2 protein-coding genes and 1 pseudogene are annotated in these 1,297 nt (G+C 68.5%); 1 reads left to right on the top strand and 2 read right to left on the bottom strand.

Annotated features, from left to right (window positions below; all coding sequences use genetic code 11):
- Nucleotides 1-198 (top strand): annotated as a pseudogene (locus tag IQ216_RS13850) (MFS transporter); the annotation flags it as partial.
- Here IQ216_RS13850 and IQ216_RS13845 read toward each other — a convergent pair.
- Together IQ216_RS13845 and ychF are read right to left on the bottom strand one after the other, a co-directional pair.
- Nucleotides 170-391, bottom strand: a complete 222-nt coding sequence (locus IQ216_RS13845; protein ID WP_186700887.1) for a hypothetical protein — start codon at nucleotides 389-391, stop codon at nucleotides 170-172. The pseudogene IQ216_RS13850 and the gene IQ216_RS13845 overlap by 29 nt on opposite strands.
- Before the next feature lie 86 nt (nucleotides 392-477).
- Nucleotides 478-1,297 (bottom strand): redox-regulated ATPase YchF (gene ychF / locus IQ216_RS13840; protein ID WP_193815930.1); only part of this gene is annotated, 820 nt, incomplete at its 5' end.

The raw sequence follows: 1,297 nt of genomic DNA, 5'->3' as shown, positions 1-1,297 counted from the left end.
CCCCAGCACAGGGGCCTGGCCATGGCCCTGTTCTCCCAGTGCTTTGCCCTCAGCGCCCTCACCGCTCCGCTGCTGGCGGGTCTGGCCCTGGATCGCCAGGGTCACGGCGTGGGGGTGTGGTTCACGGCGGCAGCCCTGTGTCTGGGGGGCCAGCTGCTGGTGCAGAGGATCAGGCCGAGGTCTCTGGAGGCTGCCTGAGGGCCCAGGCCTCATGGGGCAGCGGTTCGGTGCCGTACTCCCAGTCGTCGTAGTCGGGATCGTTGCGGATCTTGCGGTGCAGCTCCTTCTGGGCGTCGAAGTTATGGGGGTGGTCGGCGGGGAGATCTGGAGTAGGGCCGGCAGGTTGGGCCTTCTCGGGGGCCGCCTCGCCCGGACCTGATGTCTGGCTCATGGTGTCCTCCGTTGGGGGTCTTGATTCTGACCGATGCCAGGCCCTAGGCCCCCCGCCATGGAGGCTGCCTGGGGGTGTGCATCAGCTCAGACATTGAACAGGAACTCCATCACGTCGCCCTCGACCACCACATAGTCCTTGCCCTCACTGCGCAGCCAGCCCCGGGTGCGGGCCTCCGCCAGGGAGCCGGCCTCCAGCAGCTGGCCGCAGCCGATGGTCTGGGCGCGGATGAACCCCCGCTCGAAATCGGTGTGAATCACTCCGGCCGCCTGGGGGGCGGTCATGCCGGCGGTGATCGTCCAGGCGCGGGTCTCCTTCTCGCCGCTGGTGAAGTAGGTGCGCAGGCCGAGCAGCGAGTAAGTGGCGCGGATCAGGCTCTGCAGGCCCCCCTCACTCACCCCGAGGCCCTCGAGGAATTCGGCGCGATCCTCCAGGGGCAGCTCGATCAGCTCGGCTTCCACCTGGGCGGAGATGCGCACGGTTTCGGCACGCTCCCGGGCGGCCAGGGCCACCACGGCCTCCCCATGGGCATTGCCGCCGGCGAGATCGTTCTCGCTCACATTGGTGGCGTAGATGATCGGCTTGGCACTGAGCAGGCCGAGCGGTTTGACCAGGGCCAGCTCCTCGGCGCTCAGGTCGAGGTTGCGGGCGGCCCCTCCGGCCTCCAGCTCCGCCTGGATGCGCGCCAGCACGGCATCTTCCTGCTGGGCCTCCTTGCTGGTGCGCACCTGCTTCCTGAGCCGTTCCCGGCGCTTCTCCACCTGGCTGAGATCCGCCAGCCCAAGCTCGAGATTGATCACCTCCGCATCCCGCTCCGGCCCCACCGAACCCGACACGTGAATCACGTCGTCGTCCTCGAAGCAGCGCACCACGTGCACGATGGCGTCCACCTCGCGGATGTTGGCC

Source organism: Cyanobium sp. LEGE 06143 (assembly GCF_015207535.1).
GTDB lineage: Bacteria > Cyanobacteriota > Cyanobacteriia > PCC-6307 > Cyanobiaceae > NIES-981.
The sequence above is the reverse complement of the archived record's forward strand: the minus strand, read 5'-3'. Positions and strand labels throughout refer to the sequence as shown.

Bases quoted from the DNA above. Each gene is read 5' to 3' on its own strand.
- IQ216_RS13845 (WP_186700887.1), bottom strand. From the start codon at position 391: ATGAGCCAGACATCAGGTCCGGGCGAGGCGGCCCCCGAGAAGGCCCAA.